4 protein-coding genes and 1 pseudogene are annotated in these 7197 nt (G+C 75.8%); 3 read left to right on the forward strand and 2 right to left on the reverse strand.

Annotated features, from left to right (window positions below; all coding sequences use genetic code 11):
* Positions 1-99 (reverse strand): annotated as a pseudogene (locus HLB15_RS21320) (ATP-dependent Clp protease proteolytic subunit); the annotation flags it as partial.
* A 216-nt stretch (positions 100-315) separates the two neighbouring features.
* Between HLB15_RS21320 and HLB15_RS21325 the strand changes: the two are divergent.
* On the forward strand, positions 316-972 hold the full coding sequence (locus tag HLB15_RS21325; RefSeq protein ID WP_171108452.1) for a hypothetical protein: 657 nt from the start codon (positions 316-318) through the stop codon (positions 970-972).
* 21 nt (positions 973-993) lie between these two features.
* Here HLB15_RS21325 and HLB15_RS21330 read toward each other — a convergent pair whose 3' ends face one another.
* The gene (locus HLB15_RS21330; protein ID WP_171108454.1) at positions 994-4032 is read right to left on the reverse strand and encodes a TIR domain-containing protein; all 3039 of its coding nucleotides are present in this window, start codon (positions 4030-4032) and stop codon (positions 994-996) included.
* A gap of 107 nt (positions 4033-4139) precedes the next feature.
* On the opposite strand from HLB15_RS21330, the gene HLB15_RS21335 reads away from it, so the two are divergent.
* Positions 4140-5939, forward strand: a complete 1800-nt coding sequence (locus HLB15_RS21335) for a RyR domain-containing protein (protein WP_171108456.1) — start codon at positions 4140-4142, stop codon at positions 5937-5939.
* Between the two features lie 26 nt (positions 5940-5965).
* On the forward strand, positions 5966-7135 hold the full coding sequence (gene dxr / locus HLB15_RS21340; RefSeq protein WP_171108458.1) for a 1-deoxy-D-xylulose-5-phosphate reductoisomerase: 1170 nt from the start codon (positions 5966-5968) through the stop codon (positions 7133-7135).
* Positions 7136-7197 lie beyond the last annotated feature (62 nt).

Here is a 7197-nt window from a genome sequence, read left to right on the forward strand (position 1 = left end):
GATGTCGGAGGCCTGCGCGTAGCCGCCGCCCTCCATCGCGGGCTGGTGGATCAGCACGCGCGAGTTCGGCAGCGCCAGGCGCTTGCCCGGCTGGCCCGCGCGAGCAGGTCCCGGGCCGCGCCGCGCGACCAGGTGGTCGGAGCGGCGCCGGTCCCCGTCCCGGCACCGCTGTGCATGGCGTTCCTCATGGCCGCCGACGGTACCGCTCCGGTGCGGCGCCCGGCGGGCGCGCGCGCCGTCGGCGGGCAGGTTGGGTGCATACCGGACTGAACGCCCGTTCTGGTAGTTTCAACGCACCGTGGACAGGAGGAACGAGTGAGCACGGACGCACTGCCGGAGCAGGCACAGGCGGCGCAGGGCACCGCAGCAGGGGCAGCAGGACCGGTGGCAGCAGGACAGGTGGCAGGCGGGCCGGCAGCGGAGGCGGTCGGCGAGCCGACCGCCGCGCCGGCGGAGCCGACGACCGCAGAGGTCGCGCCGGAGGCCGAGGAGCGCCAGGAGAACCTCGAGACGCGCACGGCCGCGCGCCTGCACCAGCTGGTCGCCCAGGGCGCCGAGAAGCTGCCGGGCGAGGCGGGCAGCACGGTCTCCCGCCTGGCCGTCGCGCTGCTGTCGTTCGGCAGCCAGGCCGCGTCGAAGGAGAAGGACAAGCCGACCACCGCGCTGATGGGCGAGGCCGTCCAGCTCTACAAGAGCCTGGACGAAGACGACCCGGGCAAGCAGCGCGAGGTGCTCGAGCACGCGCTGGAGAACTTCACGACGTCCACGCTCGGCGGCAAGGAGCGCTCCCAGGTGCTCGAGGTCGCCGAGGAGGCGATGAGCCTGTGGGGCAAGCTCCGCGGCACGACGTCGGACATCGTCAAGAGCGACGCGGTGACCTCGATGCGGTCGCTGTCGAGCGCCCTGCGCAAGGAGGGCCGCGACGAGGAGGCGGACGAGACCGAGCGCGAGGCCGGCCGCCTCGAGTCCTGAGCGCGGCGGCCCCTTCGCGGGTCAGCCCGGCTGCGCGCAGGCCGGCGGGTCGGTGAGGGTGACGCCCTCCGGCATGTCGGCGGCCGTCGCCGGGCGGCCCGCCATGGCGCAGGCCCGGTCGATCATCTGGTCGTCCGAGAACGTCCAGCCCGTCGTGACGCCGTGGTCCTGGACCACGAGGAGCTGCCCGTCGGCCGCGTGCACGACGCCGGGGGCGGGCTCCGCGCCCTCGTCCGGCCCGCCGGGACCGTCCGGCGTGTAGAGGCGGGTCGCGAGCTCCCCCACCTTCTGACCGGTCTCCATGTCGAAGAACGCGAGCGCCGGCCCCTGGTTGCGCGCGACGAGGTTCGGCCCCGGCAGCACGGCGATGACGTCGCCGTACGTGCCCGTGAGGTCCAGGCTGCGCGGATCCGCCGAGCCGTCGACGCCCCGCAGGCGGACCGTCGAGTCCAGGCCGAGCGTGACGAGCTCGAGCCGGTCGGGCAGGGCCGTGTCGTCGCTGCCGCTGCGGGCCCTGACCAGGTGGACCTGCTGCACGCTGCTGCCGCGCACCGTCCACACGTCGCTCTCGCCGCGCGCCGCCGCCTCGAGGTCCGCGACGCGGAGCGAGAAGTCCTTCGGCGCCACGGCGACGCGGCTCCCGTCGTCGGCGACCGCGACCCGGCCGGGCTCGGCCCACGCCGAGGCGAGCCGCGGCGTGCTGCCCAGGGGGCCGGGTACGAACAGGGCGCGCTCCTGCAGGTCCGCGTCGAGCAGGTGCAGGCCGGAGCACGCGTCGACGAGCAGGACGTCGTCGCGCGTGCGGCGGGCGTCGACCACCGTGGCGCACCGCGGGTCGCCCCCGTCGAGGCCGGGCGCCACGAGGTCGCGGAAGCCCGCCTCGTACCCGGCAGCCGTACCGCCCTGCGTCCGGTAGGCGGAGCCGTCGGGTGCGACGAGCAGCAGGCGCTCACGGTCGAGCCAGACGGGCAGCAGCGGCACGCCGGCGTGCGGGCTGCCCGGCGGCAGGGTCACCGTACCGAGCCCGTGGACCGTGACCGTGCCGTCCGACCACGCGACGGCCGTGCTCACCTCGCCAGTCACCGGGTCGCGGTAGGTCGCGGGCACGGCGGACGGGCCGGGCCCGGCGGTCCCGGCCGACGCGCTCGCGGGCAGCGGGACGTCGCCGTCCGTGCCGGCGGTGCTCCACAGCGCGATGCGGCCGTCGCTCGCCACGACGACGCGCTCGGCCCCGACGAGCACCGGTGGTCCCGTACGCCGCACGCCCGACAGGTGCCAGGTGCGGTGCACGCCGGTCCCCGCCGCGATCTCGCACACCACGAGCCCGTCGTCGGTGGTGACCAGGGCGCGGGTGGCGGCGTCGTCGAGCGCGACGAGGCGTGCCCCGGACCACGCACGCGGGACGGGGCATGCCGCGGTGCGCTCCGTGCCGTCGGCCCAGTGCCGCACGGTGACGACCGTGCCGTCGTCCGTGTCGTCGAGCGTCGCCCAGTCGCGCAGCGCGGGGGAGGGGACGGCGCCGTGCGGGAGCGTGACGGCCTGGTCCGAGCCACCGGTCGGCTCCAGGGTGTCGAGCCCCCGCACCTCGAGGGTCCCCGCCGCGGCGTCGGCCACGGTGAGGGTGCGGCTTGAGCCCACGGCCAGCGCCGTGACGTGCAGGTCGGTCCCGACCTTGGTGCGGAACGCGAGGCGCTGCTCGTGCGGGCGGCTCGGGCCGGCGTCCGACTCGAGCACGTCCAGGTCGCGGCCCGCGAGGTTGATGCTGCCGATGCGGTGGTTCCCCGTCGTGGCGTCGCGCCACGCGATGAGCAGGGTGCCGCCGTCGGGCGTGACGGCGACCGTGGTGGCGCCCGGCAGGTCGAGGTGGGTCTGCCGGGTCGTGCTGCCCTCCGGCAGCTCGCCGAACCGGCCGACCGTCACGCCCAGGTCGTCCACCGCAGCGACCACCGTGCCGTCCGCGCTGCCCGCCACGACCGGGCCCGCGCCGTCGGGGCCCGACACCGTGCCGAACGGCGTGCGGTCGCCCCGCAGCACCTCCGGGGGGCCGTCGTCGGGGTTCCAGCGCACCAGGTCACCCTTGCCGGTGCGGCCCACGACGCCGGTCGCCGTCGCCGCGACGTCGGCCAGCCGGGTCTCCTCCGGCACGTCGACGGTGCGCAGCAGGTACGGGTCGGCGGGCTCGTTGGCGGTGACGGCGTTGAACAGCGCCGTCCGCGTCTGCCCGTCCCGCAGGCGGCGGACCGCCTCGACCGCGAGGAGCTGGGCGGTGGCCGGGTCGTCCTGGTGGACCACGTGCGACGTCGCGCCCAGCAGGTGCGCCGCGTTGGCGTTCACCGCCTTGCCCGCGCGGTCCGCCTGCCACCACGCGACGCCGCCCGCCGTCATCGCCGCGACCAGGGCGACGGCCAGCGCCGCGCTCGCCAGGCGGTTGCGCAGGCTCGCGGTGCTCTGCCGGGCGATGTGCGCGCTGAGGATCTCCTCCGTGCCGACGTCCTGCCCGCGCAGCGGGGCGACGAGCTCGGCCAGCGCGGTCGCCCGGTCAGGGTGGTGGCGCCAGAACCGGCGCTGCCGCAGCCGCGTGAGGTCGGTCCACTTCGGCTCGTGGTCGATGCGCTGCACGAGCGGGGCGGGCAGCGCCGTCGTGCTGATCGCGTCGATCTCGTTGGCCGTCTGGTCCCACACGATGCGGCCGCTCGTCAGCGCGACCAGCAGCGTCTCCGGCTCGCGGTGGTCGAGCCACCACGCGACCTCCTTGGCCACGTACCGCGAGCTGGCGGCCCCCTCGGACGCGAACAGGATGAGGTAGCGGGACCGCTCCAGCTTGCGCACGATGGAGTCCCACAGGCTCGGGTTGTTCGCCAGCCCGGTGCGGTCGAGGAAGATGTTCAGGCCCGGCACGCCCTCGCGCCGGTCGAAGTCGAGGAGCTGGGCGTGGAACGCGGGCGCGAACTCGCCGTCGGAGTCGCGGCTGTACGACAGGAAGGCGTCGTACCCGTCGGCGCCCGGCTCGCCGTGCACGAGGCTCGCGGGGATCAGTGAGCGGGCCCTCCGGTCGGTCATCCTCGCCACAGCAGCCCTTCGTCGACCTGAATGTGTAGTGTCGCCGCAGGTCGTGACCGTAGTCACTTTCGCGGACGGATGCACGGCCCGGACGAGGGAGGCGGGAGATGGCGGCACCTGAGCTGGTCCGGCCCGACGCCGGCACCCGGCGCCTGCGGCTGCGCCGATCGTGGGTGCGCGCGGGGTTCACGGCACTGTTCGTCGTGGCGTTCGCCCTCGGGGTGTGGGGCTTCGCCCGCTACCGCACCGACCCGGACTTCGCGTGGGGCACGACCGCGTGGGACGTCGTCTACTACTCCGTCCAGCTCTTCGTGCTCGGCGCCGAGGCCACCAACGACGGCGGCGACCTGCCCTGGCAGCTCCAGGCCGCGCGGTTCCTCGCTCCCGTGGCCACCGGCTACGCCGTGTTCGAGGCGGTGCGCTCCCTGTTCGCCGACCAGTTCGTGCTCGTGCGCACCCGCCGGATGCGCGGGCACGCCGTCGTGGTCGGCCGCACCCCGGCCGCCGACGTCATCGCCGAGGCGCTCGCGGCCCGTGGCGCCCTCGTCGTGCGCACCGCCGCCGGGTCCGAGGAGGCCCTGCGCGACGCCGGGATCTCCGGTGCCGCCGTCCTGTACGCCTGCGAGGCCGAGGACGACGAGCCCGGCACGAACGTGCTCACCGTCGCCGTGGCCAGCAGGGTCGACCGCGACCCCGACCTGCCGGTCCTGCGCCTCAACGCCCACGTGCGCGACCCGGAGCTCGCGCTGGCCCTGCAGGCGCGGCACCTGAGCCACCCGCAGCCCGGCGTCGACTTCTTCACGCTCGACGAGCTCGTCGCCCGCGCGCTGGCCCGCCGGGACATCGACGTCGCCAGGGGGGACGCTCCGCACGTCGCGGTCACGGGTCACGGGGTGTTCGGCCGTGCGCTCGTCGTCGCCCTGGCGCGCCTGCGCCACGTCGAGATCGCGTCGGGCGGTGAGCCGCTCACCGTGACGCTCGTGGGGCCGGGGGCACGCGAGGCGGCCCGCGCGCTGCGCGCCCGCTGGCCCGCGGTGCGGGCGGCCTGCCGCCTCGTCCCGGTCACGACCTTCGCGGACGTGCGGTCGGTCGGCACCCCCGACCGGGTCTACGTCTGCCACGACGACGACGGCGAGGCCCTGCGCGAGGCGCTGCGCGACAGCGACCTGTGGCGGGCGACCGACGGACCGGTCGTGCTGCGGCTGAACCGGCTCGCCGGCCTGGACGCCCTGTTCGGCGTGCACGACGGCGCGATCCTCGACGACCTCGACGGGCGGCTCGACATCGTCCGCCCCGGGCCGCTGCTGCGCCGGGCCACGGCGCCGGGCGCGCTCGTGCACGACGACGTCTACGACCTCATGGCCGTCTCCGCCCACCTCACCTACCTGCGCAACCAGCGCTCACGCGGCGTCGAGTGGGGCAGCTCGCCCGCGATGGTGCCGTGGACCGAGCTGTCCGCCGACCTGCGCGCCGCCAACCGCGCGCAGGTGCGCGCGATCCCCGACCGGCTCCGGCAGATGGGCTGCACGGTCGCGCCCGCGCGCGGCACCGAGCACGGCCGCATCCCCGAGCCCGTGGTCGACGCGCGTGCGGTCGACGAGCACGACCGCTGGACGGCGGAGAAGGAGGCGGCGGGCTGGACCTACGGCCCGGTGCGCGACGACGCCCGTCGCGTGCACCCCGACCTGCGCCCCTGGTCGGAGCTGTCCGAGGCCGACCGCGAGAAGGACCGCGCCGCGATCCGCGCGATCCCCGTGATCCTCGCCGACTTCGGCCTGCACGTGGTCCCGCTCGACGGCGACGCCGGCTGGGAGGCCGACGGCGAGCCGGTGCCCGACCCCCGCGGCGTCGTGCGCGGCTGGCGGATGTTCGGCCGCGGCCGGTCGGAGCCTGCCGGAGAAGCCTGAGCGCGAGTCCTGACAGGATGTGCCCCATGCGAAGCGTCACCCTCCTCGGCTCCACGGGTTCCATCGGCACGCAGGCCGTCGACGTCGTCGGCCGCAACCCGGACCGGTTCCGCGTGGACGCCCTCACCGCCGGCGGGACGGACCTCCCGCTCCTCGCCCGGCAGGCCGCCGACCTCGGCGTCCGCGCGGTCGCCGTCGCCGACCACGCCGCGGGCCCCGCCCTGACCGCCCTGCTCCGCGAGGCGGGCGCCGCCGGCGTCGAGGTGCTGACCGGCCCCGACGCCGCGACCGAGCTGGCCGGCCGGGGCAGCGACGTCGTGCTCAACGGCATCACCGGTTCGGTCGGCCTGCGCCCCACCCTCGCCGCCCTGGAGGCGGGCTCGACGCTCGCGCTCGCCAACAAGGAGTCGCTCGTCGTGGGCGGCGAGCTCGTGAAGAAGGCGGTGCGGCACGCGGGGCAGATCGTCCCGGTGGACTCGGAGCACTCCGCGATCGCGCAGGCGCTGCGCTCGGGGGCGCCGGCGGAGGTGCGCCGCCTCGTGGTCACGGCGAGCGGGGGCCCGTTCCGGGGGAGGTCGCGGGACGAGCTGCGGGACGTGACGCCCGCGCAGGCCCTGCGGCACCCCAACTTCGCGATGGGCCGCGTGGTCACCACCAACTCGGCCACCCTGGTGAACAAGGGTCTCGAGGTCATCGAGGCGCACCTGTTGTTCGACCTGCCGTTCGACGCGATCGACGTCGTCGTGCACCCGCAGCAGATGATCCACTCGATGGTCGAGTTCGTGGACGGCTCGACCCTCGCCCAGGCCGGCCCGCCGCGCATGCTCGTGCCCATCGCGCTCGGTCTGTCGTGGCCGGACCGGCTGCCCGACGTCGACGTCGGCATCGACTGGACGCAGGCCGCCACCTGGGAGTTCGTACCGCTCGACGACGACGCGTTCCCCGCCGTCCGCCTGGCCCGCCAGGTGGGGGAGGCCGGGGGCACGCACCCTGCCGTCTACAACGCGGCCAACGAGGTGTGCGTCGACGCGTTCCACGACGGCGCGATCGGGTTCCTCGACATCGTCGACACCGTCGCGGCCGTGGTCGAGGAGCACGCCGCGGCGGGCGGCGGCGACGCGGGCTCGGTCGAGGGGGTCCTCGCGGCGGACGCCTGGGCCCGCACGCGCGCGGCGGAGGTCCTGGCGCGGCGCTGAGCCACGGCCGCTCGCTCTTCAACCCGACGTTTCTCGGCTTTGACGGCCGTCAAAGCCGAGAA

The organism is Promicromonospora citrea (assembly GCF_013004695.1).
Lineage (GTDB): Bacteria > Actinomycetota > Actinomycetes > Actinomycetales > Cellulomonadaceae > Promicromonospora > Promicromonospora citrea.